The organism is Azonexus sp. MM2026_4, from assembly GCF_055901855.1.
Genome location: NZ_CM148380.1, coordinates 2,706,571 through 2,729,624, shown reverse-complemented (window position 1 = coordinate 2,729,624; position 23,054 = coordinate 2,706,571). Strand labels below are relative to the sequence as shown.

At 64.9% G+C, this 23,054-nt stretch carries 25 protein-coding genes; 16 read left to right on the top strand and 9 right to left on the bottom strand.

Annotation, left to right across the window (positions count from 1 at the left end; all coding sequences use genetic code 11):
• From ruvB to AC0KWY_RS12815, 6 genes are read right to left on the bottom strand one after another with little or no spacing between them, the layout of a single operon-like run.
• Complete coding sequence (gene ruvB, locus AC0KWY_RS12840) at positions 1-1,059, bottom strand: Holliday junction branch migration DNA helicase RuvB (RefSeq protein ID WP_474025885.1); 1,059 nt, start codon at positions 1,057-1,059, stop codon at positions 1-3.
• Entirely contained in the window at positions 1,056-2,111 is a 1,056-nt protein-coding gene (locus AC0KWY_RS12835; RefSeq protein ID WP_474025884.1) for an AI-2E family transporter, read from the bottom strand. Before AC0KWY_RS12835 ends, ruvB begins: the two co-directional genes overlap by 4 nt.
• Positions 2,111-2,689, bottom strand: a complete 579-nt coding sequence (gene ruvA, locus AC0KWY_RS12830) for a Holliday junction branch migration protein RuvA (protein WP_474025883.1) — start codon at positions 2,687-2,689, stop codon at positions 2,111-2,113. The genes AC0KWY_RS12835 and ruvA overlap by 1 nt, the downstream gene beginning before the upstream one ends.
• A gap of 34 nt (positions 2,690-2,723) precedes the next feature.
• A complete protein-coding gene (ruvC, locus tag AC0KWY_RS12825; protein ID WP_474025882.1) occupies positions 2,724-3,248 on the bottom strand; it encodes a crossover junction endodeoxyribonuclease RuvC in 525 nt (174 codons plus the stop codon).
• 5 nt (positions 3,249-3,253) lie between these two features.
• A complete protein-coding gene (locus AC0KWY_RS12820; protein ID WP_474025881.1) occupies positions 3,254-4,111 on the bottom strand; it encodes a DMT family transporter in 858 nt (285 codons plus the stop codon).
• Between the two features lie 40 nt (positions 4,112-4,151).
• Positions 4,152-4,877: a YebC/PmpR family DNA-binding transcriptional regulator gene (locus AC0KWY_RS12815; protein WP_474025880.1), complete on the bottom strand. Its 726-nt coding sequence runs from the start codon at positions 4,875-4,877 to the stop codon at positions 4,152-4,154.
• A gap of 13 nt (positions 4,878-4,890) precedes the next feature.
• On the opposite strand from AC0KWY_RS12815, the gene AC0KWY_RS12810 reads away from it, so the two are divergent.
• From AC0KWY_RS12810 to AC0KWY_RS12785, 6 genes are all read left to right on the top strand, one after another.
• The gene (locus tag AC0KWY_RS12810; protein ID WP_474025879.1) at positions 4,891-5,349 is read left to right on the top strand and encodes a hypothetical protein; all 459 of its coding nucleotides are present in this window, start codon (positions 4,891-4,893) and stop codon (positions 5,347-5,349) included.
• 97 nt (positions 5,350-5,446) lie between these two features.
• Positions 5,447-6,295 carry a DUF4034 domain-containing protein gene (locus AC0KWY_RS12805; protein WP_474025878.1) on the top strand — a complete coding sequence of 283 codons (849 nt, stop codon included), beginning with the start codon at positions 5,447-5,449 and terminating at the stop codon, positions 6,293-6,295.
• A gap of 143 nt (positions 6,296-6,438) precedes the next feature.
• Positions 6,439-8,028, top strand: a complete 1,590-nt coding sequence (locus AC0KWY_RS12800; protein WP_474025877.1) for a helicase HerA-like domain-containing protein — start codon at positions 6,439-6,441, stop codon at positions 8,026-8,028.
• A gap of 44 nt (positions 8,029-8,072) precedes the next feature.
• Positions 8,073-8,399 (top strand): DUF1294 domain-containing protein, encoded by a 327-nt coding sequence (locus AC0KWY_RS12795; protein WP_474025876.1) that lies wholly within the window; start codon positions 8,073-8,075, stop codon positions 8,397-8,399.
• A 78-nt stretch (positions 8,400-8,477) separates the two neighbouring features.
• Positions 8,478-8,987 (top strand): DUF2059 domain-containing protein, encoded by a 510-nt coding sequence (locus tag AC0KWY_RS12790; protein WP_474025875.1) that lies wholly within the window; start codon positions 8,478-8,480, stop codon positions 8,985-8,987.
• A 7-nt stretch (positions 8,988-8,994) separates the two neighbouring features.
• Positions 8,995-9,936: a LysR substrate-binding domain-containing protein gene (locus AC0KWY_RS12785; protein ID WP_474025874.1), complete on the top strand. Its 942-nt coding sequence runs from the start codon at positions 8,995-8,997 to the stop codon at positions 9,934-9,936.
• Here AC0KWY_RS12785 and AC0KWY_RS12780 read toward each other — a convergent pair.
• Both AC0KWY_RS12780 and AC0KWY_RS12775 read right to left on the bottom strand, forming a co-directional pair.
• Entirely contained in the window at positions 9,861-11,219 is a 1,359-nt protein-coding gene (locus tag AC0KWY_RS12780) for a tetratricopeptide repeat protein (protein ID WP_474025873.1), read from the bottom strand. The two genes, AC0KWY_RS12785 and AC0KWY_RS12780, sit on opposite strands and share 76 nt — an antisense overlap.
• 52 nt (positions 11,220-11,271) lie before the next feature.
• Positions 11,272-12,279, bottom strand: coding sequence for a GGDEF domain-containing protein (locus tag AC0KWY_RS12775; RefSeq protein ID WP_474025872.1), 1,008 nt, complete (start codon positions 12,277-12,279; stop codon positions 11,272-11,274).
• A 490-nt stretch (positions 12,280-12,769) separates the two neighbouring features.
• On the opposite strand from AC0KWY_RS12775, the gene AC0KWY_RS12770 reads away from it, so the two are divergent.
• The gene (locus AC0KWY_RS12770; RefSeq protein WP_474025871.1) at positions 12,770-13,684 is read left to right on the top strand and encodes a branched-chain amino acid transaminase; all 915 of its coding nucleotides are present in this window, start codon (positions 12,770-12,772) and stop codon (positions 13,682-13,684) included.
• Between the two features lie 4 nt (positions 13,685-13,688).
• Here AC0KWY_RS12770 and AC0KWY_RS12765 read toward each other — a convergent pair whose 3' ends face one another.
• Positions 13,689-14,570 carry a LysR family transcriptional regulator gene (locus AC0KWY_RS12765; RefSeq protein WP_474025870.1) on the bottom strand — a complete coding sequence of 294 codons (882 nt, stop codon included), beginning with the start codon at positions 14,568-14,570 and terminating at the stop codon, positions 13,689-13,691.
• Between the two features lie 98 nt (positions 14,571-14,668).
• On the opposite strand from AC0KWY_RS12765, the gene AC0KWY_RS12760 reads away from it, so the two are divergent.
• The 9 genes from AC0KWY_RS12760 to ptsP all read left to right on the top strand — a co-directional run bounded on the left by AC0KWY_RS12760 (position 14,669) and on the right by ptsP (position 22,953).
• Positions 14,669-15,841 carry an MFS transporter gene (locus tag AC0KWY_RS12760; protein WP_474025869.1) on the top strand — a complete coding sequence of 391 codons (1,173 nt, stop codon included), beginning with the start codon at positions 14,669-14,671 and terminating at the stop codon, positions 15,839-15,841.
• Positions 15,842-15,850: 9 nt separating this feature from the next.
• Positions 15,851-16,768 carry a DMT family transporter gene (locus AC0KWY_RS12755; protein WP_474025868.1) on the top strand — a complete coding sequence of 306 codons (918 nt, stop codon included), beginning with the start codon at positions 15,851-15,853 and terminating at the stop codon, positions 16,766-16,768.
• 75 nt (positions 16,769-16,843) lie between these two features.
• Positions 16,844-17,896 (top strand): hypothetical protein, encoded by a 1,053-nt coding sequence (locus AC0KWY_RS12750; protein ID WP_474025867.1) that lies wholly within the window; start codon positions 16,844-16,846, stop codon positions 17,894-17,896.
• Complete coding sequence (locus tag AC0KWY_RS12745) at positions 17,883-18,200, top strand: PqqD family peptide modification chaperone (RefSeq protein WP_474025866.1); 318 nt, start codon at positions 17,883-17,885, stop codon at positions 18,198-18,200. Before AC0KWY_RS12750 ends, AC0KWY_RS12745 begins: the two co-directional genes overlap by 14 nt.
• Positions 18,197-18,331, top strand: coding sequence for a hypothetical protein (locus AC0KWY_RS12740; protein WP_474025865.1), 135 nt, complete (start codon positions 18,197-18,199; stop codon positions 18,329-18,331). Before AC0KWY_RS12745 ends, AC0KWY_RS12740 begins: the two co-directional genes overlap by 4 nt.
• Before the next feature lie 160 nt (positions 18,332-18,491).
• Positions 18,492-20,414, top strand: coding sequence for an asparagine synthase-related protein (locus tag AC0KWY_RS12735; RefSeq protein ID WP_474025864.1), 1,923 nt, complete (start codon positions 18,492-18,494; stop codon positions 20,412-20,414).
• Between the two features lie 128 nt (positions 20,415-20,542).
• Positions 20,543-20,932, top strand: coding sequence for a PTS sugar transporter subunit IIA (locus AC0KWY_RS12730; RefSeq protein ID WP_474029727.1), 390 nt, complete (start codon positions 20,543-20,545; stop codon positions 20,930-20,932).
• 3 nt (positions 20,933-20,935) lie between these two features.
• Positions 20,936-21,205 carry an HPr family phosphocarrier protein gene (locus AC0KWY_RS12725; RefSeq protein WP_121458751.1) on the top strand — a complete coding sequence of 90 codons (270 nt, stop codon included), beginning with the start codon at positions 20,936-20,938 and terminating at the stop codon, positions 21,203-21,205.
• A gap of 5 nt (positions 21,206-21,210) precedes the next feature.
• Complete coding sequence (gene ptsP / locus AC0KWY_RS12720; protein ID WP_474025863.1) at positions 21,211-22,953, top strand: phosphoenolpyruvate--protein phosphotransferase; 1,743 nt, start codon at positions 21,211-21,213, stop codon at positions 22,951-22,953.
• Positions 22,954-23,054 lie beyond the last annotated feature (101 nt).

Sequence of the window (23,054 nt, the reverse complement as noted above, 5' to 3'; positions counted from 1 at the left end):
TCAGCTGTCCGAGAGCAGGTCGCGCACCGCCGCGCCGGCCGGTTCCTGCAGGCCGAGGTGGCGGTAGATCGCCGGCGTCGCGATGCGCCCGCGCAGCGTGCGCTGCAGGTAGCCCTGCTGGATCAGGTAGGGTTCGAGGACGTCCTCGATCGTGTCGCGTGCCTCGCCGATCGCCGCCGCCAGGTTGTCCACGCCGACCGGTCCGCCGCCGAACTTGTCGATCACCGCCGACAGCAGCTTGCGGTCCATCAGGTCGAGGCCGGCCGGGTCCACGTCGAGCATGTGCAGCGCCAGGTCGGCAATTCCGCGGCTGATCTTGCCGTCGGCCTTGACCTCGGCATAGTCGCGCACCCGGCGCAGCAGGCGGTTGGCGATGCGCGGCGTGCCGCGTGAGCGCTTGGCGATTTCCAGCGCGCCGTCGGGGTCGATCGGCGCATTCAACAGCGTCGCCGAGCGGCTGACGATGCTTTTCAGTTCCTCGGCGTTGTAGAACTCGAGCCGGGCGACGATGCCGAAGCGGTCGCGCAGCGGGTTGGTCAGCATGCCGGCGCGGGTGGTCGCGCCGACCAGCGTGAATGGCGGCAGGTCGAGTTTCACCGAGCGCGCCGCCGGGCCTTCGCCGATCATGATGTCGATCTGGAAATCTTCCAGCGCCGGGTAGAGGATTTCCTCGACGACCGGGCTCAAACGGTGGATTTCGTCGATGAACAGCACGTCGTGCGGTTCGAGGTTGGTCAGGATGGCGGCCAGATCGCCGGCGCGTTCGAGCACCGGGCCGGAAGTCTGGCGCAGGTTCACGCCCATTTCGGCGGCGACGATGTGCGCCAGCGTCGTCTTGCCCAGGCCGGGCGGGCCGAACAGCAGCACGTGGTCGAGCGATTCGCCGCGCTTCTTCGCCGCCTCGATGAAGATCTCGAGTTGTTCGCGGATCTTCTGCTGGCCGGTGTAGTCGGCCAGGCGCTTGGGCCGCAGCGCGCGTTCGAGCGCCTCTTCCTGGGCGGATTTGGCGGTCGGCGCGATGATGCGTTCCAGCGGCGCCAGCTTGTCGGTTTCGATCATGATTTCGTTTCCTCGCGCAACCAGCGCGTCAGGAGCATGTGGCCGAGCGCCAGCAACACCGGGCCGAGGAAGATACCGATGAAGCCGAACACCAGCACGCCGCCGAACACGCCGAGGGCGACGATGAGCACGGAAAGGCCGGCGCCGCGCGCCATCAGGACGGGTTTGACGACGTTGTCGATGCTGCTGATGATGAGCAGGCCGTAGAGCGCCATGAAGATTGCCCAGCCGGTCTGGCCGTCGCCGTAGAGCCAGAGGGCGGCGCCGCCCCAGATCAGTGGCGGGCCGACCGGGATCATTGACAGGAAGAAGGTGGCGAAGCCGAGCAGTACCGGCGCCGGCGCGCCGGCGACGAAGAAGCCGAGCATTGCCACCGAACTTTGCGCAGCGGCGGTGCCGACGATGCCGAGCATGACCCCGAGGACGGTGCCGCGCGCCTTGTCGACCAACTCCTTGCCCAGTTCTCCGCCGAGTTTGCTGGCGCCGCCGTAGAGTGCGGCGGCGACGACTTCGCCGTCGCGGTAGAGGAAGAAGACGACGAACAGCACCAGCGCCAGTTGCAGCAGGCCGTTGGCGACGATCGTGCCGGCGGCCAGGAAGAACTGGCGGGCCGGCGCAACCATCTGGCCGAGCAAGGTGTTGAGCGCTTCGCGGCTGCTTGCCACCTCGTGCCAGAAATCGATCATCCGCTGCCCGAACAGCGGCACCTCGGCAAACCAGGCCGGCGGCTCGGCCGGCAGGCCCTGATCGACGTAGGGCTTGACCAGGTCGATCAGGTGATCGGCGCCGCTGGCCAGCGCGCCAGCCAGAAAAATGGTCGGTACCAGCAGGATCAGCACCAGCAGCAGGACCATCAGCGAAGCACCGAGCGTGTCGCGCCCGCGCAGCCGCGGCAACACATGGTCGCGGTAACTCTCCCAGGTGCACACCCAGATCACCAGCGCGAACAGCAGCGCGCCGACGAAGGGCAGCAGCACGGCGACGCAGCCGACGATGATCAGCACCACCAGCGCAATCTGCGCCAGCCGTTTGGGTTCGTCGTCGAGCAGCATCAGCCCTTGGACAACAGCTTGAGTGCCTGGCGGATGCCGTCGGAGGTGCCGACGTCGGCCGGCAACTGCTTCATCGCGGCGGCAGCTTCCTTCTCGTTGTAGCCGAGCGCCAGCAGGGCATTGGCAATGTCGGCGCGGGCGTCGTCGGCGGCGACATTGAGTGTCACGCCACCGACCTGGGCCAGCTTGCCTTTCAGTTCGAGGAGCAGGCGTTCGGCGGTTTTCTTGCCGATCCCGGGAATCTTCACCAGGCGGCCGAGTTCCTGCTGCGCCACGGCCACCGCCAGGTCATTGACCGACAGGCCGGAGAGCACCGACAGCGCGGTGCGGGCGCCGATTCCCGAAACCTTGAGCAACTGGCGGAAAGCGAAGCGCTCGGCCTCGCCGAGAAAGCCGTAGAGGAAATGCCCGTCCTCGCGCACCGCGAAGTGGGTGAGCAGCGTCACCTTCTCGCCGACCGAGGGCAGGTTGTAGAAGGTGCTCATCGGCACGTCGAGCTCGTAGCCGACGCCGTTTACGTCGAGCACGATCTGCGGCGGGTTCTTTTCGACGACGAGGCCGGTGAGTCTTCCGATCATGGGGCAATCCGATACTGTATGTCCAAACAGGTTCTCATCCTATCAGCCGCCCGCCGCGAACGCGATACCCCGCTGTCGCCAGCGCCCCCAAACCCTGTCCGCCGTGCGCGTGGGCAATCGCGCAGGCGAGCGCGTCAGCGGCATCCGCCGTCGGCGCGCCGGGCAGGTTCAGGAGGCGGACAACCATCTCCTGCACCTGTTCCTTGGCCGCCTTGCCGTGCCCGACCACCGCCTGCTTGACCTGCAGCGCGGTGTATTCGGCCACCGGCAGCCCGCCATGAACCAGCGCCGACATCGCCGCCCCGCGCGCCTGGCCGAGCAGCAGCGTGGACTGCGGATTGACGTTCACAAACACCTTCTCGATCGCCGACTGATCCGGCCGGTAGGTCGCGATCACCTCGCCGATGCCGGCGAACAAGGTGCCGATGCGCTCGGGCAACGATTCCTTGTCGTTCGACTTGATGCAGCCGCTGGCGACATAGACCAACTGGCTGCCGTGCTTCTCGATGACGCCAAAGCCGGTCACGCGCAAGCCCGGATCGATGCCAAGGATACGCACGCCGCTCACTTCGCCGGCCTCGCCACCAGATACACGCCGCCGACCGCCACCGCCATGCCGAGCACCGCAACCGGCGTCAGCGTCTCGCCGAACACCACCCAGGCGATCAGCGCCGTCGTCGGCGGCGTCAGGTAGAAGAGGCTGGCGACATTGACCGCGCTGCCGTTGCGGATCAAGAGGTTGAGCAGGCTGATCGCGCCGAGCGAGAGGACCAGCACCAGCCAGCCGAGCGCGAACAGGAATTCGCCGCTCCAGTCGATGCGGTAGTCCTCGAACAGCGCGACAGCGATACCGGTGACGATGGCGCTCGGCACGAACTGGATCAACGCACCGGTGCGCAGATCGAAGCGGGCGCAGAAACGTTTCTGGTACAGCGTGCCGGCGGTGATCGCCAGCAGCGCGACCAGCGCTGGCAGCAGCATCGGGCCGAGCGCGCCGTCGCCGAACTTGCCGGAGACGACCAGGGCGACGCCGACAAAACCCATCGCCAGCCCGCCCCACTGGCGGCCGCTGACTTTCTCGCCAAGCAGCCAGCCGGCGCTGCAGGCGGTGAGCAGCGGCTGCATGCCGACCACCAATGCGGTGATCCCGGCCGGCAGGCCGTGGCCGATGGCGACAAAGACGCCGCCCAGGTAAAGCGCGTGGACCAGCAAGCCGGAAACCGCGATGTGCAGCCATTGTTGCGCATCGCGCGGCCAGGGCGCGCGCGTCGCCAGCGCCACCGGCAGCATCAGCGCGACGACCAGACAGTAGCGGGTAAGCAGGAAAGACAGCGGTTCGGTGTGCGGCAGGCCGAACTTGGCACCGATGAAACCGGTGCTCCACAGGAAGACGAACAACAGGGGCCAGGCTGCGGCGGTCATTGCCCGGCCCCGCCCCGCGATGTCGTCTCCCGTCCCAGGGTCACTCCTCGATGACCGCCGTGGTGTAGATTTCCTGGACGTCGTCCAGGCCTTCCAATGCGTCGAGCAGCTTCTGCATCTTCAGCGCGTCGTCGCCGACAAAGACGTTCTCGCCTTCCGGCTTCATCGTCACTTCCGAGAATTCCGGCGTGAAACCGGCCGCTTCCAGCGCGTCCTTGACGGCGATGAACTCGGTCGGCGCGGTCAGCACCTCGATCGAACCGTCGTCGTTGGTCGCCACGTCGTCGGCGCCGGCTTCGATGGCGGCGTCCATCAGTGCTGCCTCGTCGGTGCCGGGGGCGAAGATCAGCTGGCCGCAGTGCTTGAACTGGAAGGCCACGCAGCCGTCGGTGCCCATGTTGCCGCCGTACTTGTTGAAAGCGTGGCGGACTTCGGCCACCGTGCGGGTCTTGTTGTCGGTCAGGCAGTCGACCATGATCGCCGCGCCGCCGATGCCGTAGCCTTCATAGCGGATCTCGACGTACTCGACGCCTTCCAGCTCGCCGGTGCCCTTCTTGATCGCCGTGTCGATCTTGTCCTTGGGCATGTTGACGCCCTTCGCCTTGTCCACGGCAACACGCAGGCGCGGGTTGAAACCCGGATCACCCCCGCCCATCTTGGCGGCGACGGTGATTTCCTTGGCGATCTTGGAGAAAGTCGCGCCGCGCTTCTCGTCCTGACGGCCCTTGCGGTGCTGAATGTTTGCCCACTTCGAGTGACCTGCCATGCTGATTTCCTGAATGCGAATAACGAAGAAGCGGCGATTTTACCCGTCCGGCGTTTTCCCGTCAGGCCGCCGCGCCGCTTTTTGGGTCCGCTTGTTGCTTGCTTTGTCGATCTTCTCGCCGGAATCCGACCTCATCATGAAAAAACCCACCCTCAGCCAGAGCCTCAAAGCCCGCCGCCGCAGCCGGCAGATGGTCATCGGCGTCACCTGGTACACCCCGGAAACCTGGGCCCGCGTCAAAGCCACCGCGACCGATCCGGAATGCTTCGAAGACAGCTTCGACAAGTGGAAAGCCATGGCCGTCGCGGCCCGCCGCAATTTCCAGCGCTCCGGCGTGATGGCCCTGGAATGCCAGATCGACCCCGACGAGTTCGCCGCCTGGTGTGCTGCCAATCAGCAGGAAAACAACTCGACCTCGCGCGGGGAGTTCGTTTCGGTGGTGCTCGGGGCGGTACACGACAAAATGGGGTGAAGTCGTCAGGAATTGGCGCAGAAAGAACAAATGGCTTGCTTGGTGACAATGACATAAGCACAATCGGCAGCACCATGTTGCCTCTTGGATATCCGCCATGCGTAGATTCGTCTCGTTTGTTCTTTGCGTTTTCCTTCTTGGTCATCAGTTGCTGCATGCGCAAACATCGGCTCCGCTTGAGCAACTGAGGTCAAACAGCGTTGCGCAAGTTGAAGCTGCGTATGCCGGGCTTCAAGAGCGATTCGAAGCAGGGGCGGCATCCGAATATGAACTCCTGGATGCCTACAAGGCTTTTTATCAACGCCAGGATCAATATCGTGCTGATTTAGGAAACTGGATAAAACAATACCCGGCTTCCGCCTCCGCGTATCTTGCGCGCGGGGTCTACTATCGAAAACTGGGCGAGTTCACTCGCGGTACAGCCTATATTTCCCAGGTGCCCCAGGAGAATATCGCCTACATGCAACGCATGCATCAGCTTGCGAAGGAAGACCTGTCGACATGGTTGCGTTTGAATCCCAAGTCGTACATCACCATTCTTCATTTGCTCAATATCGCGCAATTTGAGAGCGATGATCGTGCAGCCGACAAGTATCTCGCGCTGGGAAATGCTGTTTTGCCATCCAACTTTCTTGTCCGGGCACGCTATCTGATTCACTTGACGCCGAAATGGGGTGGTTCCCATCAACAAATGAAACAGTTTATTGAGCGATGCCGAACCGAAGGGCTTTCTCAAGACAAGCTCGACATGCTGAATGCGATCAGGTTTGACGATCAGGGTACTGTTGCAGAAGAAGGAGGAAGCATCGGTCAGGCACGTGCTGAATATGTCAAGGCACTTGTCCTTGCGCGTTCCTCGGGAAAGAGGTTCCGCCAGGATTATCTGTGGCGTTCCGCCAGGATGTGCGAGGAACCCGGGCACAAGGGGAAAGACTACTGTTCCTGACTTGTCGGAACGCTCGAGGGGGGCGGTCAAGGCGCTCGGAAGGTGAGGGGTTTCCCGAAGATGATCGCTTTACCCTCCTTCACCCCAGCCAGCCGCCCGGGCGCTAGAATGCCGGCATCTGATCCCGCCCGGAGTTTTTTCCCATGTCCGAACCGCTTTACCTCGCCAAATCCGCCGACGATTTTCCCGCCCTGCTGCCGCAGATGACCAACCGCCACGGGCTGATCACCGGGGCGACCGGGACCGGCAAGACGGTGACCCTGCAGACGCTGGCCGAACGGCTGTCCTACATCGGCGTGCCGGTGTTCATGGCCGACGTCAAGGGCGACCTGTCCGGCATGGGGGCGGTCGGTACGCCGAGTCCCAAGCTCCTGAAGCGGGTCGAGGAGCTGGGGCTGGAGGGTTATGCCAACTACGCCAATACCGTCGCCTTCTGGGATGTCTTCGGCGAGAACGGCGTGCCGGTGCGGGCGACGGTGTCCGACATGGGGCCGCTGCTGCTGGCCCGCCTGCTCAACCTCAACGACACCCAGTCCGGCGTGCTGCAGATGGTGTTCAAGATCGCCGACGACCAGGGCCTGCTGCTGCTCGATCTCAAGGACTTGCGGGCGATGGTCCAGCACGTCGGCGACAACGCGGCGCAGTTCAAGACCGAGTACGGTAACGTGTCGACGGCGTCGATCGGCGCCATCCAGCGCGGCCTGCTGACGCTCGAGGAGCAGGGCGGCGACGTCTTCTTCGGCGAGCCGATGCTCGACATCGCCGACCTGATGCAGGTCGACAGCAACGGCCGCGGCGTCATCAACGTGCTCGCCGCCGAGAAGCTGATCCATGCGCCGGCGCTCTACTCGACCTTCCTGCTCTGGCTGCTCGCCGAACTGTTCGAGCAGTTGCCGGAAGCCGGCGATCTCGACCAGCCGAAGCTGGTGTTCTTCTTCGACGAGGCGCATCTGCTCTTCGACGGTGCGCCGGCGGCGCTGGTGGACAAGGTCGAGCAGGTGGTGCGGCTGATCCGTTCGAAGGGCGTCGGCGTCTTCTTCGTGACGCAGAACCCGCTCGACGTCCCGGAAAAGATCCTCGGCCAGCTCGGCAACCGCGTCCAGCACGCGCTGCGCGCCTTCACGCCGCGCGACCAGAAGGCGGTGCAGTCGGCCGCCGAGACGATGCGCGCCAACCCCAAGTTCAACGCCGCCGAGGCGATCACCGAACTGGGCGTCGGCGAGGCGCTGGTTTCCTTCCTCGACGACAAGGGGCGGCCCAACATCGTCGATCGCGCCTTCATCTTCCCGCCCGCTTCACGCCTCGGCCCGCTGAGCGTCGACGAACGGCGCGCCAGCATCGAGGCCTCGCCGATGCTCGCCACCTACGGGACGACGGTCGATCGCGAATCGGCCTACGAAATCCTGCGCGGCCAGCCGGCGGCGCCGAAGAAGGCCGGTCCCGGCGCCATTCCGGCGCCGGCCGCGCCCGGCGGCCCGGCCCGGCCGACGGCGATGCCGCGCCCGCAGCCGGCGCCGGTACCTGAGGTAGCAGAAACCTCGGGCGGCGGTTTCCTGGGCGGGCTGGGTGACATGCTGACCGGTACCACCGGCCCGCGCGGCGGCCGCCGCGAAGGGGTGCTGGAAGCCGCCGCCAAGAGCGCTGCACGCAGCGTCGCCGGCACCGTCGGCCGCGAGCTCGGCCGGCAGATCCTGCGTGGCGTGCTCGGTTCCATCCTCGGCGGCCGGCGCTGAAGCGCAGCGGCCGCCGCTCGCCGGCGATCCGGCCGGGTCTGCCGGTGAGCGCCGCCTTCCTGCTCCTGCTTGGCGGGCTGGCGGCAAGCGGGCGTTTGCCGGTGGCGCTGGCCGCGGTCTACCTGGTCGCCAGCGTTTGCGCTGTCGTCATCTACTGGCGGGACAAATCGGCCGCCCGTCAGCAGCGCCCGCGGACGCCGGAGCGCCGGCTGCACCTGATCGCCTTGTTCGGCGGCTGGCCGGGGGCGCTGGCGGCGCAGCAAGTGTTGCGGCACAAGTCGGCGAAGCCGTCCTTCCTGCGCGTTTTCCGGCTTACCGTGCTGGCCAATTGCGGCGCGCTCGGCGCCTGGCTGTGGCTGGCAAGGCCCTGAAGGCGATTATTGTCGGCGTCGGGGCGGTCGCCGGACTACAATGGCAGGCCAATTCCTTGTCATAACCCGAGAAGTGCCATGACCCGACTGCGCCTGCTCTTTGCCGCCCTGTTGTTTTCCACCTCTACCGCTGTTCTTGCCGCCGAGCCGGCGAGCGAAGCATCGATTCGCGCGTTGCTGGCGGTCACCCAGGCGCGCGAACTGCTCGACGGCATGAATGCCCAGTTCGAAGCGCAGATGAACGCCGGCATCCTCGCCGCACTCGGCGAACGCCGGCCGAGCCCGCGCCAGCAACAGGCGATCGACCGCATGAAGGCGCGCATGCTGGTGGTGCTGCGCGAGGAGCTGGCCTGGGAACGGATGGAGCCGATGCACCTGCGCATTTACCGCGAAACGCTGACCGAGGACGAGGTCGCCGGCATGCTCGCCTTTTACCAGACGCCGGCCGGCCAGGCCCTGATCCGCAAGATGCCGCTGGTGATGCGGAAGATCATGCCGGAGATACAGGGGCTGATGGCCTCGGCCATGCCGAAGATGCAGCAGATTCAGAGCGAATTCATGGCCGAAATGCGGGCCACCGGCGAATAAGTCCGCGATGACCGACCTGCCGCCGCTGCACACGCTGCCCGCCTTCGAGGCGGCGGCGCGCCTGGGCAGTTTCCTGGCGGCGGCGCAGGCGCTGCATCTGACGCCGTCGGCGATCAGTCACCGCATCCGGTTGCTCGAGGCGCACCTCGGCCAGCCGCTGTTCGAACGCCGTCACCGGGCGGTGGCGCTGACCCCGGTCGGTCGCCGTTACCTCGCCGTGGTGCGCGATGCGCTGCTGCGTGTCGACGAAGCGAGCGCTCACCTGCGCTCGCCGCGCCAGGAGCGCCTGCGCATTTCGGCGGCGCCAGCGCTCGGCAGCCAGTGGCTGGTCGGCCGCGTCGCCGCTTACCAGGCGCGCCACCCGGCGCTGGAGTTCGCGCTTGCCACCGCCACCGGACTGGGGCCGCTGCTCGCCGGCGAGGCCGACATCGGCCTGCGCTACGGCGAGGAGGAATGGCCCGGCCTGCTCGCCTGGAAGTTGTTCGAGGAACGCGTCTTCCCGGTGTGCAGCCCGGCGCTGGCCGCCGGCCTGACGGTGCCGGCCGATCTCGACGCCTGCCGCCTGTTGCGTCACCCGCTGCTCTCCTGGGCTCGCTGGTTCGCCGCCGCCGGCTTGCAGCGGCCGGAGCCGGCGAGCGGGCCGCTGTACGAGGATGCACTGCTGATGCTCGAAGGCGCCGTCGCCGGGCACGGCGTGGCGCTGATGGCCGGCAGCCTGGCCGCGCCCTACCTGACCGACGGGCGGCTGTGCCGGCCGTTTGCTGTCGATTGTCCGGACCGCAGTTTCTACGTCGTGGCGCCGCCGGCGATCCAGGAGCGGCCAGCGGCGATGGCCTTCATCCGCTGGCTGGTGCGCGGCGCGCACGACGCCGTTCAGGTGGCGGCGAAGGCACCGAGCGCGGCGGCGACAGCATCGATCACCGGCGACCAGCCGCCGCCCGGCGGCTGACGGAAGAGACGGACGACGCCCGGGTACCAGGGCGTATCGGTGCGCCCGTCCAGCCAGCGCCAGTCGGTCTTGTAATCCGGCAGCAGCACCCAGCACGGTTTGCCGAGCGCGCCGGCAAGGTGGGCGACAGCGGTGTCGACGGCAATCACCAGGTCGAGGTTGGCGACGATCGCCGCCGTATCGGCGAAGTCGTCGATTTCCGCCGCCAGGTCGGTGAGCGGGAAGGGCGGCGCGGTCGCTTCGTCCTCGCCAGCCCCCTTCTGCAGGCTGAAGAAACGCAGGCCGGGGATGCCGGCCAGCGGGGCCAGCGTGCCTAGCGACGGTAGCGAGCGCTCGCGGTCGTTCTCGAAGCGCGGGTTGCCCTTCCACACCAGGCCGACACGCCGTCCCTCGTCAGCCCCAAGGCGGGCGGCCCAGGCGGCGACGGCAGCAGGCTCGGCGCTCAGGTAGGGGAGTTCGGCGGGGATCGAGTCGAGCCGGGTGGCGAAGCGGTAGGGCAGGCTCAGGGGCGGCGTCCAGTAATCCCAGTGCGGGTCGGCGACGCCGTCGCCGAGCGCGATGCAGTCGTTGACGCCGGGCAGGCCGCGCAGCAGACGGGCCAGCGGCGGGTGGCAGAGCACCGAGACGCGCCGCGCTCCGGCTGCCTTCAGTTGCGCCGTGTAGCGGCAGAACTGGATCATGTCGCCGTGCCCGGCTTCTAGCCCGATCAGGATCGCCTTGCCGGAGAGCGGCTCGCCCTGCCAGCGCGGCAGGCCCAGTTCGCGGTCGAGCGCGGCGTACCAGTCGCGCGCTTCCAGGCGGGCCCAGCCTTCCTCGTAGCGCCCCTGGCGCAACAGCACGTAGGCCAGGTTGAAGGCGGCGCCGCCATGCCCGGGGTCAAGCGCCAGCGCCGTGCGGTAGCACTGCTCGGCTGCGGCCTCCCGCTTGTGGCAGGCGTAGAGGACGCCGAGCTGGCTCCAGGCAGCCGCCGCCTGCGGCTCGTCCTGCAGAGCGCGCAGGTAGCAGCCCTCGGCCTCGGCGAAACGCTTCTGCGCGGCGAGCAGCAGGCCGAAATTGAGGCGCGCCTGCACTAGCTCCGGCGCCAGCGCCAGGGTTTGCCGGTAGGCGGCTTCGGCCAGTTCGCTGCGGCCCTGCCGGTCGTACACCAGGGCGAGGTTGGCCCGGGCTTCGGCGAGGTCGGGCGCGGCGCGCAGGATGTCCTGCAGCAGCACCTCGGCGGCGCCTAGTTCGCCGTCGCCGAGCAGGCGGCTGGCGCTCAGGAAGAGGGTTTCGAGGTCGGGCATGTGGTGGTGGACAGCGTCGGTGCTGGCGATTTAGACAATTTGCTTCGTCGCATCATCCTTGGGGCACGCCGTATGCGCCCCGGATCTGCTTGCGGCCGTCCGCCTTGGCCCGATACATGGCACTGTCGGCCTCGGCCAGCAATTGGGAAAAACACGCTTCGATGTCCGGTGCGATTCCCCGTTCCGGTGTCAGGGTCGCCACGCCGATACTGATGCTGCAGGGGACGACGGTCTCGGTATCAAGGGGAAGCGCTTGTTCGGCGACCGAGTCGCACAGCCATTGGGCGAGTCGCCAGGCGTCGGAGTAGCCGGTTGCCGGCAACAGGATGGCGAACTCTTCGCCACCGATCCTGGCCACGACGTCGATGTCGGAACGGAAGCGGCTCCGGCAGAGATCGGCGACCGCCCGGATCACGCGGTCGCCTGCCGGATGCCCCCAGGTGTCGTTGATGCATTTGAAGTGATCGATGTCGACGATCAGCAACGACAGGGGCTGGTCTTGGCGCTGGGCGCGGCGGCATTCCTTCTCGCCCATCTCGAACAGACGGCGCCGGTTGGCCAGGCCAGTCAGCGCGTCGGTGGTCGCCAGCGTCTGCAGGATTGCGTTCATGCGGTCGAGTTCGCGGTTCTGCTCGGCCAGCTTGTAATTGGCGGCGGAGATTTCCTCTTCGCGGCGCTTGCGGTCGTCGATATTGAAAGTGACGCCGATGAAGCGGCGGCCGGCGGGCTCGGCAACCGTCATGATCTTGCCGTAGTTGGCATACCAGACCCAGGCGCCGTCGCGCGAGCGCAGCCGGAATTCGCAGCGGTACTGCCGCGTCTTGCCGTTCAGGTGGTCGGCGATGGCGGCCTGCACCCGCGCCAGGTCACCCGGATGCACGAGCGCGAACAGATCGTCCATGTAGGCCAGCGATTCCTGCTCGTCGTAGCCGAGGTCGCAGAGTATGCGGGAGACGCGGTGCGTCACCTCGCCGCTGATCAGATCGTTCTCCCAGAGATCCATGCCGGCGGCTTCCAGCGCCAGGTGCAGGCGCTCCCGGTAAGGTGCGCTATCGATCACGATACTCGGCGCTGCATTCCGGCATTGCACCGGCGCAACCGATGCGGCGCGACAGCCCGACCGGCGATGCGCAGGAAGTCGTCAAGCCTGTACTCGTCGTACCTCACTGCGTCTCCTCCCGAATATCGTTTTGCGCACGCCAGAGCACGCCGATGTGTCGAAATAGTATTGCCGTGGAATCTGTTCTCCGTCAATGCAAGCGGCGCAAAGCGCCGCGGTCAACCGGCCGGGCGAGGCAGCGGCGTGGCGCGTGGCGGTTTTCTGCGTCGGGAGCGCGGCTGAGGGAGCTATGATGAATCAATTTCATTCGATATGGTGACAATTCGTTTGTTTTCACCATTGGCGACCCTCATCCTTTCCTCACCGTTCATTCCGTCAGCGCGCGCCTACCCGGTGCTTGTCGCAGCGGACACCGTCGCGCTCACCCGGGCGCGCGCTTCAGTGGGCCGCGGTCGCGGTCAACCGAGATATCTCAATGAGGAAAACCACCATGCAAGACAAGGACGGATTCATCTGGCTCGACGGCCACTGGTTGCCCTGGCGCGATGCCAAGGTGCACGTGCTGACCCATACCCTGCACTACGGCTACGGCTGCTTCGAAGGCCTGCGCGCCTACGCGACGCCGGCCGGCCCGGCGATCTTCCGGCTCGCCGAGCACCTCAAGCGCCTGGAAGATTCGGCGCACATCCTGGCCATCGACCTGCCTTTCGACCGGGCGACGCTGGCCGCCGCCTGCCGTGAAGCGGTGACACGCAACGGTCTGCAGAGCGGCTACATCCGGCCGCTGCTCTTTCTCGGCGCCGAAAAGACCGGCGTCGACCCGGCCGGCGCCGCCACCCACGCCATGGTCGCTGCCTGGGACTGGGGCGCCTACCTCGGCCAGTCAGCGCTGGAGAACGGCATCCGCGTGCGCGTTTCGTCGTACGCGCGGCACCACCCGAACGTGCAGATGTGCCGGGCCAAGGCGATCTCGATCTACGCCAACTCCATCCTCGCCGTGCGCGAAGCGCGCCGCGACGGCTACGACGAGGCGCTGCTGCTCGACACCGAGGGCTACGTCGCCGAAGGTTCGAGCGAAAACCTCTTCCTGGTCCGCGACGGCGAGCTGCTGCAGCCGGAAACCACCTCGGCGCTCGACGGCATCACCCGCCGCACGGTGTGTACGCTGGCCGGCGAACTCGGTCTGGCGGTGCGCAGCAAGCGCATCACCCGCGACGAGCTGTACTGCGCCGACGAGGTCTTCCTGACCGGTACCGCCGCCGAAATCACGCCGGTAATCGAGGTCGACCGCCGGAAAATCGGCAGTGGCTGTCCCGGCCCGCTGACCCGCCGGTTGCAGCAGGCCTTCTTCGCCTGCGTACGCGGCGAGGATGCGCGCCACGTCGACTGGCTGACCCTGGTCTGAGGTCTCAGTTGCTCATCGCCGCCAGGTGGTCGAACAGGGCGCGCGCCGCCGGATTCAGTGCGCTGCGTTCGCGGACGCACAGGTGAAGGTCGCGCGGCGCCCAGGCGTCGGCGATTTCCACCGTCTGCAGGCGCTCGTCGGCGGCAACCGACGAGCGCGGCACCATGCCGATGCCGACCCCGGCGCCGACCATGCGGCAGACGGCGGCGAAGCTGCGTACCTGGATGCGCACGTCGAGCCGGCCACCGAGGCGCGCCGCGTGGTTCATCATGAAGGTATGGATGGCGCTGCCGGCGTGCAGGCAGACGAAGGACTCGCTCAACACGTCGGCGAAGGCGATCTCGGTTTTTTGTGCCAGCGGATGCTCGGCGGGAACGATCAGCACCAGCCGGTCGCGCCGGTAGGGCGTCACTTCCAGGCCGCCGAAATCGCCTTCGGCGGCGACCACGCCGATGTTGACCTGGCCGGCGGCGACCGCGCCGACGATCGCCGGGCTCGGCTGTTCTTCCAGGCTGACGCGAATCTGCGGATGCTCGCGCAGGAAGTCGCCGAGGTCTTCGGGCAGGAAGCAGTTGATCGCGTTGGTGTTGGCGAATACCGTGACCTGGGCGTTCAGGCCGCTGGCGTAAGGCGCCAGGTCAGCGTGCATCTGTTCGAGCTGGGCGAACACCTGGCGGGCGTGGCGGAGCAGCGACTCACCGGCGACGGTCGGCGTCAGGCCGCGCGCGTGGCGTTCGAACAGAGCCACGCCGAGGCTTGCTTCGAGTTGCGTCAGGCGGTGGCTGGCCGACGACGGCGCCAGGTGCACGCGCTCGGCGGCGCGGCTCAGGGCGCCGCAGTCGGCGATCGCGGCGACGAGCCGGAGGTCGGGAAGGTCGTAATGCAAGGTTTCGTCCTGGGCGAATGCTCGCTTGCGATAATACCAATTGCCGACGGCGCCGGCCCGGCGTTCAATCGATCCCCTGAACCTTGCCGGGAAACGCCTTGTCTTCGCCCCTTTCGTTCCGCATCACGCTGGCCTTGTCGCTGGCGGGATTTTCCTGCTTCCTGCTGCTCTACGGCACGCAGCCGCTGCTGCCGCAACTGACGGTCGCCTTCGGCATCACGCCGGGAAGCGCCAGCCTGGCGGTGACCGCCGGCACCGGCATGATGGCCTTGCTGCTCATCCCGCTCAGCCTGATCGCCGACCGCTGGGGGCGCGAACGGCTGATGCGCATCGGCCTTGCCGGCGCCGCTGTCTTTTCGCTGGCCTCCGCCTGGGCGCCCGATTTCTGGTTGCTGGTGCTGGCCCGCGCCGGGCTCGGCGTCTGCATCGCCGGCGTGCCGGCGGCGGCGATGGCTTACCTCGGCGAGGAACTGCCGGCCGCCGAGCGGGCGCGAGCGATGGGCCTCTACATCGGCGCCAACGCGCTTGGCGGCATGGCCGGCCGCCTGCTCGCCGCCGCCGTCAGCGACTGGGCCGGCAACTGGCACGACGGCCTGCTCGCCGTCAGCCTGCTCGGCCTGCTGGTTGCCGTCGCCTTCTGGCGCCTGCTGCCGCCGGCCGCGCATTTCCGGCCACATTCGCTGCAGCCGCGGCAGCTGTTTGCCGATGTCCGCCGCATCTACGCCGATCCCGGGCTGCCCTGGCTGTTCTGCACCGCCTTCCTGAGCATGGGAACGCTGGTCGGCCTCTACAACTACCTGCCCTTCCGCCTCGGCCTGGCGCCTTACGAACTGGGGCCGGCGGCGATCGGCAGCATCTTCCTGCTCTATGCGGTGGGCAGTTATTCGTCGGCCTGGGCCGGCCGCCAGGTTGCCCGCCATGGCCGCCAGCGCATGCAGTTGCTGATGGCGCTGCTGATGACCGCCGGCATCGCGCTGACGCTGGCGACGCCGCTGTGGCTGATCGTCGGCGCGCTGGCGCTGTATACCTTCGGCTTCTTCGCCGTCCATTCGGTGGCCAGCGCCTGGGTCGGCCACCGCGCCGGGCCGCGTCGCGGTTTCGTTGCGGCGCTTTACCTGTCGAGCTACTACCTCGGCGGCAGCGTCGTCGGCACCGCCACCGGCTGGGCCTGGAGCCATGCCGGCTGGCTCGGTGTCTGTGCGGCGATGCTCGTCTGCGGGCTGGCGGTGATCGGTATTGCCTGGCGGCTGCGCCGCCTGTTCGCCGACTGAGCAGGCAATATGGAGAAAGCAAATTCCTTCGGCATTTTGCTGGCACTGATCGCCGCGCTGGGTTTCTCGATGAAGGCGATTTTCATCAAGCTCGCCTATCCCTACGGCGTCGATGCGATCACGCTGCTGGCGCTACGCATGGCTTTCGCGCTGCCTGTCTTCCTCTGGGTCGGGCTGGCCCGGCATCGCCCGGATGCGGCTCTGAGCAGTGCTGACTGGGTGCGCGTCGGCATCCTCGGATGCCTTGGCTACTATGGTGCAAGCATTCTCGATTTCATGGGTCTGCAGTACATTTCGGCCGGCCTGGAACGGCTGATCCTGTTCACTTACCCGACGCTGACCCTCCTCATTGGCGTGCTTTTTCAGGGCAAGACTTTCAGCCGCCGCGAGTTCGTCGCCTGCTTGTTGTGCTACGCCGGAATCGGTTTCGCCTTCGTCCATGATCTTGGGCTCGGCGAGCCGCGCGATGTTCTCGTCGGGGGGGCGCTGGTCTTCGCTTCCAGCGTCGCTTACGCGTTATATCTGTCAGGCAGTGCGCCGATGATTGCAAAACTGGGTGCGATGCGCTTTTCGGCATTGGCGATGCTGGTATCGACCGCCATCACGCTGCTGCATTTCTGTCTTGTCCAGCCGCTGACCGCAATCGTCCAGCCACTGCCTGTCTATGGCTGGAGCCTGGCGATGGCGGTCCTCTCGACGGTAATCCCTGTATTCGCGCTGTCGGCGGCGATCCGCCAGCTCGGTGCCGGACGAACTTCGCTGTACGGCATGGTCGGGCCGATGCTGACCATCGGCTTCGGGTGGTGCTTGCTTGACGAACAGATATCGATGCCTCAGTTGGCCGGTGCCGTGCTAGTCGTCGCAGGCGTCCTCAAGGCAAGTATGCCAATGCCAAAATCCGAGATGTCAAAAGACTCCAGCTCCTGAGAGTTTGTCTCGCGGTGTGCCGGTGAAATTAATGGTCAGTCGAGAAGCAATGAACTCGGGGGTAGGCGTTTAGGGATGCGTCCTTGTAACAGAGGCGGCGCGTCAAGCGATACAACACGATCCAAAGATGCAATACTGGCCATTGGTTTGGTTGAGAAGTCGATTTGTCTTATGTATTTAAACGATCTGTCCGCTGGGGCCCGGAATGCTGTTACTTACAGTGTGTTTGGCCTGACGGTCGTATCGGAACTCACGCTGCCCGAACTTCCACTGGCGCATGGCAATGCCGATGTATACATTCGCTACGGCAAGGTACCGCTCGACCTCGACAATGTGCTGTTCAGACAAGAAAACTGTCAGGTCGGCCCGTCTCAATTACTGCTCAATGTCCCCGCAGCCGGTCGTTTCCATGTTGAAAATGGCAAAAATATAACTATTGAGCCCGCTGCGGCTGCCGATGAAAAGACGGTTCGTCTCTTCCTGCTCGGTACAGCCTTCGGTGCACTTCTAATGCAGCGGGGCATTCTGCCGATACATGGCAGTGCGATTGCACTCGATGGGCGTGGCATCATCTTTACCGGGGCCTCGGGGGTGGGCAAATCCTCCTTGCTCGCTGCTTTCCGTCAGCAAGGGGCGAAGTTTCTGACCGACGATGTTGCAGCAGTGAGTTTCGAGGCCGACGGCGCACCTTGGCTGAGCCCGGCCTATCCTCAGCAAAAATTGTGGCGCGACAGCGCCGAAGCGATGGGGTTGAACATCGATGGACACGCTCGCGTGCTACCAGATATGGATAAATACGCACTGCCCTCGGCCGCAGGATTCTGCTCCACGGCTGTTCCACTCGTCGCAATTTGTGAATTGCAGCCTACACCGTGTGCGGATGTCAGCATTCACCCTTTGGACAAAGGGGATACGTTGTCCATTCTTATTCAGAACACCTACCGGCCGTGGCTGGTGCGCGGGTTGGGGCTTAAGCCTCAGCATTTCAGGCAATGTGTGGAATTGTGCGCCAGAATTCGCGGCTTGCGTCTGATACGGACATCTGGGACTTTTTCGCTTGCCGAACAAATGCGCGTGGTGCGGGCACAAATGGATATCGCTCAGGAGGAAAGTCATGGCCATTGTTGAACAGTTGGGACCGTACAGCGTCGTCGCCCGAATGCCGGATTTGATTGCCACAGACCTTGATGGCAACAAGGTGATGATGAATATGGAAAGCGGAAAATATTACATGCTTGATGGAATTGCGAGTCGAATCTGGCAGTTGCTGGAGACTTCTCCCTCCATTATCGAGATTGTGAGCGCACTTATTCGTGAGTATGATGTCGATCCGGAGCAATGTCTGGCGGACCTGCTTCGATTTTTCACCAAAATGGCACAGGCCGGTCTTGTTGCCCTTCCTTCCAATCGATCAGATAGAGACCAAGCATGATTGAAGATACCAAGGTCGTTGTTCAGAACGTCAAACAGGTCTGGGCCCAACCGGATGTCAAAGAGCTTGCTGTCGAAGACACGGCAGGCAATGGAGTAGCCGGCACCGACTTCGCCTCCGAATTGAGTTGAGCCGCTGCTGGAACATCGACGCTTCCAGCCACCGGTATTCGGCCGGAAGCGCCAGGAGCCGGCACCATAAAATCAGCGCTGCCTTGCGGTGTAGCGTTGATCTCCCTTGATACTATCGCCGCTCATTCGTGGTTTCTGATCTTCTTCCTGCGAACGCTCGATGAGCGCTATCTGCGGCATTTTTTTTGCTGACGGAAGGCCACTTGATCCATCCCTGTTGGCGCGGCAGTTGCAAACTCTGGATCACCGCGGCATCGATGGCCGCGGCGCTTGGCATGCGGGTCCGGTCGGCCTTGGCCACCAGATGCTGCACATTACGCCAGAGTCCCTGACCGAAACTCTTCCATTTCATCAAGCCGCGCCCGCTCTCGCCATTACCGCGGATACCAGACTCGATAACCGCGAACAGCTATTCGCCCTTTTGTCCATCGACAAGCAGGCACAGCGGGAAATGCCGGACAGCCAGCTGCTGATAAAGGCCTATGAGCGCTGGGGTAAAAACTGTCCTGAATATCTTCTCGGCGATTTTGCCTTTGCCATTTGGGATGCGGCGCGCCAGGAGCTCTTCTGCGCCACCGACCCCATGGGTCTCCGGCCGCTGTTTTACCATTGGCGGCCCGGGATGTTCGTCTTTGCGTCTGAAATCCGGGCCATCCACTCCATTCCTTCTATCAAGAGATCGCCGGATCTGCGAAGCCTTGCGTCGATAAGCACGCCGGGGCTGTTGTATGCCGATGGAGAATGGACTTTTTTTGAGGGCATTCGTTGTCTTCCGGCATCATCAACGCTGACGGTTGGCGCTAACGGCCTGTCTCTTCGGCGGTACTGGGAGCCTGACAGCGCACGGCGCCTAACTATCAGCACCGAAGATGATTGCGTTGACGCCTTTCAGGAGTTATTTCGCCAGTCCGTTGGCGCACGCCTGCGCAGCGCCTTCCCCGTCGCCAGCATGTTCAGTGGAGGGCTCGATTCATCGGCGATAACCGGCGTAGCAGCAGACCTGCTCGCCGAGCGGGGGCAGCGTCTGACAGCCCTTTCAGCTGTACTCCCTCCGGGTTACAGCGGCCAGGTTTGCGATGAACGTGCTTACATCGATTCGCTGAAGGTCAAAACCAATCTCGATATCGAATATGTCTGTGCTCCCGGACGTGGTCCATTCGACAATCTCGCGCAGTTGATTGCCAGCGCCGAAATGCCAAGCTGCCCATCCACCCACTACCTGACTACGGCAATGGCGGAAGCGGCTAGCCACCACAAGGCACGCGTGATACTCAACGGTATTGGCGGAGAAACCGGCGCAACCTTCAATGGCGTCGGCGTTATGGTCGAATGGTTACTGAAGGGAAAGCCAGGGCTGCTGCTAAGGGAATTGCGAGCTCGCACCAGTCAGGAACAACGCTCGTGGACAAGTCTCGTCAAGGGCGAGTTGATCCTGCCGCTCCTACCCGATTGGCTGGTCTCACGTTGGAGGCCTCATTTTGCCCTCGCACAGCTTCAACGATCTTCGGTTATTCGGAATAGTTTCGTCGCGCGACAGTTAGGTGGCTACGCAGATGCAGCCATAGCGTCCAATGCGTATGGCCGCACATCGGTTGACCATCGCACCAATCAGATCAATCTGATCAACTACTACCGCAACTATGGTCGGCGCCTGCTAAATTTTGGAGCCCATGTCGGCCATGAACAAACGACTCTGTGGACGCCGTTTTTTGACAAGCGCATCATTGAATTCTGCCTCGCGCTACCCGGGCACATGAAGATCCACAACGGTTACAAGCGCTACATGATCCGTTCCGGCATGCGCGGCATCCTGCCTGATGCGCTGCGTTGGCGTACCAGCAAAGAGCCCTATTCCGCCGATTTCCATGACCGTTATAACCGCCAGTTGCAGCAGGTACGGCAAGCCGTTCACGTATGCCGCCGAACAGCCTTGATCGATGAAATTATCGATATGGAACGGCTGGTTGCGCTGCTGGAATATCGCATGCAGGGTAATCGTGGCAATACTCCTGATGAATTTGCCGCGATGCATAACGTGCCCCGAGCTTTGTACCTGTTATTTTTCCTGCAGACATTTGGTTAGGGCTGGCCAAGCACTTGCGTAGCTGGCTTCTAAAGCGCTAAGACGACCGCAGTCAATGCGTAGCAGTGGGGGTAGGCTCATCCGCGTCGTCAGCCGAAAACTAGGTCTCGCGGGTTAGAATGGCCCGCATGATCGGCATCTTCCTCATCACTCACGGTTGTTACGGCGAAGCGCTGGTGCAGGACGTCTGCAACGTCCTCAACCAGCGGCCGCCGCTGCTGGCCCAGCTCGGCGTCGCGCCGCAGGACGATCCGCTCGACCTGCTGCCAGCGGCGCGCGAACTGCTGGCCACGGTCGACCGCGGTAGTGGTGCGCTGGTGCTGAGTGACCTGTTCGGCGCGACGCCGGCCAATCTTGCCCTCAAACTCCTGCAGCCCGGCCGCGTTGTCGGGCTGGCCGGCGTCAACCTGCCGATGCTGCTGTCGGCGCTGACCCACCGCGACAAGGACCTCGAAACCCTGCTCATGCGCGCCCGCGATGGCGGCCGCAACGGCATCCTCAACCTGCTCGACCACTGAACCATGCTCACCCGGGAAACCCAGATCATCAACAAGCTCGGCCTGCACGCCCGCGCTTCCGCCAAACTGACCCAGCTCGCCGGCAAGTTCGCCTGCGAGGTGTGGATGAGCAAGGGCAGCCGCCGCATCAACGCCAAGAGCATCATGGGCGTGATGATGCTGGCCGCCGGCAAGGGCTCGACGGTCACCATCGAAACCGACGGCAAGGACGAGGCCGAAGCGATGGAAGCCCTGCTGGCGCTGATCGCCGACTATTTCGGCGAGGGGGAATAGGCGCGATGAGCTTCATCCTGCACGGACTGGGCGTTTCCACCGGCATCGCCATCGGCCGCGCGATGCTGATGTCGCACGCGACGCTGGAGGTGTCGCACCTGACGCTGGCGCCGCGTCTGGTGGACAAGGAAATCGCCCGTTTCGACGCCGCCGTCGCGGCGGTCAAGCAGGAACTGGTGCAGATGCGCGAGCACGCCGAGCACGCGCCGGCCGAACTGGGCGCCTTCATCGACATCCACACGATGTTCCTCGAGGACAACGAACTGGTCGGCAAGCCGCGCGAGATCATCCGCGAGCGTCGCTGCAATGCCGAGTGGGCGCTGGTCCAGCAGATGGAGCACCTGGTCGGGCAGTTCGAGCAGTTCGACGACATCTACCTGCGCGAGCGCCGTTTCGACGTCATCCAGGTGGTCGAGCGGGTGATCAAGGAACTGCTCGGCCATCCCGGGCGCGCCTCGCTGAAGGCCGGCAAGCAGACCAAGGAAGAATCGCTGATCGTCGTCGCCCACGACCTGTCGCCGGCCGATACCATCGCCTTCAAGGACCACCGCTTCGCTTCCTTCATCACCGACGTCGGCGGCGCCACCTCGCACACGGCGATCCTCGCCCGCAGCATGGCGATTCCCGCCGTGCTCGGCCTGGAAAACGCCCGCGCGCTGATTCGCGATGGCGAGCAACTGATCGTCGACGGCCTGCGCGGCGTCGTCATCGTCAATCCCGACGCGCGCGTGCTCGACGAATACCGCTTGCGCGCCGAGCAGATCGAACTCGAAAAGACCAAGCTGCGACAACTGCGCAGCGCGCCGACGCAGACCATCGACGGCATCGAGGTGGCGCTGCACGCCAACATCGAACTGCCCGGCGACGTGCCCGACGCGCTCGACGGCGGTGCCGAGGGCGTCGGCCTGTTCCGTACCGAGTTCCTCTTCCTCGACCGCGGCGACATGCCCGACGAGCAGGAGCAGTTCGATGCCTACAAAAAGGTGGTCAAGGGCATGGGCGGTCGGCCGGTGACCATCCGTACCTTCGACCTCGGCGCCGACAAGGACATCAAGCCGGAGGCCACCGCCGGCGACCGCGTCAAGACCAACCCGGCGCTCGGCCGGCGGGCGATCCGCCTGTCGCTGGCCGAGCCGAAGATGTTCCAGACCCAGTTGCGGGCGATCCTGCGCGCCTCGCGCTTCGGGCCGATCAAGCTGCTGATCCCGATGCTGGCGCACGCGCACGAGATCGACCAGACGCTGGCCGCCGTCGAACAGGCCAAATCCAGCCTGCGCGGCGAGAAGATCGTCTTCGACGAGCACATCCAGGTCGGTGGCATGATCGAGATTCCCGCCGCCGCGCTGGCCGTCGGCATCTTCCTGCGCCGTCTCGATTTCCTGTCGATCGGCACCAACGACCTGATCCAGTACACGCTGGCCATCGACCGTTCCGACGAGCAGGTCGCCGCGCTCTACGACCCGCTGCACCCGGCGGTGCTGATGCTGCTGGCGCATACCATTTCCAGCGCCGAGAAGGCCGGCGTGCCGGTCTCGGTATGCGGCGAAATGGCCGGCGACCCCAAGCTGACCCGCCTGCTGCTCGGCATGGGGCTGCGCATTTTCTCGATGCATCCGTCGCAGATCCTCAAGGTCAAGAGCCGCGTCCTCAAATCGGAACTCGCCGAGCTGGCGCCCAACGTGCGCAAGATGCTGCGTCTGGACGAGCCGGCCCGCTTGCGAGAGGCGCTGGAAAAGCTCAACGCCTGAGCCGGCGGCCCCGGAAACGGCGTCGCGGCGCCGTTTGCCGCAGGGGTGCGACGATTTGTCACATTCCCGTGGGCAACTTCCTTGCCGACAATCGCCCCCTT

Excerpts from the sequence above, each read along its gene's own strand:
- ruvB (WP_474025885.1), bottom strand. The coding sequence starts at position 1,059 with ATGATCGAAACCGACAAGCTGGCGCCGCTGGAACGCATCATCGCGCCG.
- AC0KWY_RS12835 (WP_474025884.1), bottom strand. The coding sequence starts at position 2,111 with ATGCTGCTCGACGACGAACCCAAACGGCTGGCGCAGATTGCGCTGGTG.
- ruvA (WP_474025883.1), bottom strand. The coding sequence starts at position 2,689 with ATGATCGGAAGACTCACCGGCCTCGTCGTCGAAAAGAACCCGCCGCAG.
- AC0KWY_RS12820 (WP_474025881.1), bottom strand. The coding sequence starts at position 4,111 with ATGACCGCCGCAGCCTGGCCCCTGTTGTTCGTCTTCCTGTGGAGCACC.
- AC0KWY_RS12815 (WP_474025880.1), bottom strand. The coding sequence starts at position 4,877 with ATGGCAGGTCACTCGAAGTGGGCAAACATTCAGCACCGCAAGGGCCGT.
- AC0KWY_RS12810 (WP_474025879.1), top strand. The coding sequence starts at position 4,891 with ATGCGAATAACGAAGAAGCGGCGATTTTACCCGTCCGGCGTTTTCCCG.
- AC0KWY_RS12805 (WP_474025878.1), top strand. The coding sequence starts at position 5,447 with ATGCGTAGATTCGTCTCGTTTGTTCTTTGCGTTTTCCTTCTTGGTCAT.
- AC0KWY_RS12800 (WP_474025877.1), top strand. The coding sequence starts at position 6,439 with ATGTCCGAACCGCTTTACCTCGCCAAATCCGCCGACGATTTTCCCGCC.
- AC0KWY_RS12790 (WP_474025875.1), top strand. The coding sequence starts at position 8,478 with ATGACCCGACTGCGCCTGCTCTTTGCCGCCCTGTTGTTTTCCACCTCT.
- AC0KWY_RS12785 (WP_474025874.1), top strand. The coding sequence starts at position 8,995 with ATGACCGACCTGCCGCCGCTGCACACGCTGCCCGCCTTCGAGGCGGCG.
- AC0KWY_RS12780 (WP_474025873.1), bottom strand. The coding sequence starts at position 11,219 with ATGCCCGACCTCGAAACCCTCTTCCTGAGCGCCAGCCGCCTGCTCGGC.
- AC0KWY_RS12770 (WP_474025871.1), top strand. The coding sequence starts at position 12,770 with ATGCAAGACAAGGACGGATTCATCTGGCTCGACGGCCACTGGTTGCCC.
- AC0KWY_RS12755 (WP_474025868.1), top strand. The coding sequence starts at position 15,851 with ATGGAGAAAGCAAATTCCTTCGGCATTTTGCTGGCACTGATCGCCGCG.
- AC0KWY_RS12750 (WP_474025867.1), top strand. The coding sequence starts at position 16,844 with ATGCGTCCTTGTAACAGAGGCGGCGCGTCAAGCGATACAACACGATCC.
- AC0KWY_RS12745 (WP_474025866.1), top strand. The coding sequence starts at position 17,883 with ATGGCCATTGTTGAACAGTTGGGACCGTACAGCGTCGTCGCCCGAATG.
- AC0KWY_RS12740 (WP_474025865.1), top strand. The coding sequence starts at position 18,197 with ATGATTGAAGATACCAAGGTCGTTGTTCAGAACGTCAAACAGGTCTGG.
- AC0KWY_RS12735 (WP_474025864.1), top strand. The coding sequence starts at position 18,492 with ATGAGCGCTATCTGCGGCATTTTTTTTGCTGACGGAAGGCCACTTGAT.
- AC0KWY_RS12730 (WP_474029727.1), top strand. The coding sequence starts at position 20,543 with ATGATCGGCATCTTCCTCATCACTCACGGTTGTTACGGCGAAGCGCTG.
- AC0KWY_RS12725 (WP_121458751.1), top strand. The coding sequence starts at position 20,936 with ATGCTCACCCGGGAAACCCAGATCATCAACAAGCTCGGCCTGCACGCC.
- ptsP (WP_474025863.1), top strand. The coding sequence starts at position 21,211 with ATGAGCTTCATCCTGCACGGACTGGGCGTTTCCACCGGCATCGCCATC.